The organism is Streptomyces otsuchiensis, from assembly GCF_004305975.1.
GTDB lineage: Bacteria > Actinomycetota > Actinomycetes > Streptomycetales > Streptomycetaceae > Streptomyces > Streptomyces otsuchiensis.
This window is the reverse complement of record NZ_BHZI01000594.1, coordinates 1-520: the sequence shown is the minus strand read 5'-3', so window position 1 is coordinate 520 and position 520 is coordinate 1. Positions and strand designations below refer to the sequence as shown.

Below are 520 nucleotides of genomic sequence, written 5' to 3'. Positions count from 1 at the left end.
TGGCGGTGTGGTCGTCGGTGTTCCGGGAGTCGTTGGTGGAGTGTGAGGTGGCGTTGGGGCGGTGGGTGGAGTGGTCGTTGGTGGAGGTGATCGAGAGTGGTGATGAGGGTTTGTTGGGCCGGGTGGATGTGGTTCAGCCGGTGTTGTGGGCGGTGATGGTGTCGTTGGGTCGGTTGTGGCGTGCGTGTGGGGTGGTGCCGTCTGCGGTGGTGGGTCATTCGCAGGGGGAGATCGCGGCGGCGGTGGTGGCGGGTGGTCTGTCGTTGGAGGACGGGGCGCGGGTGGTGGCGTTGCGTAGCCGGGCGATTCTGGCGTTGGCGGGTGCGGGTGGGATGGTGTCTGTGGCTTTGGGTCGTGCGGGGGTGGAGGAGTTGATCGGCGGTTTCGGTGGGCGGTTGTCGGTGGCGGCGGCCAATGGGCCTGGTTCGACGGTGGTTTCGGGTGAGCCGGGGGCGTTGGAGGAGTTGCTGGGGTTGTGTGAGGCGCGGGAGGTGCGGGCGCGTCGGATTCCGGTGGACTA

Annotated in this window: 1 protein-coding gene; it reads left to right on the top strand. The window is 67.7% G+C overall.

The window, feature by feature from the left end; translation table 11 throughout:
- On the top strand, positions 1-520 hold a 520-nt coding region (locus E0D90_RS26010), incomplete at both ends, for an acyltransferase domain-containing protein (protein WP_130800344.1).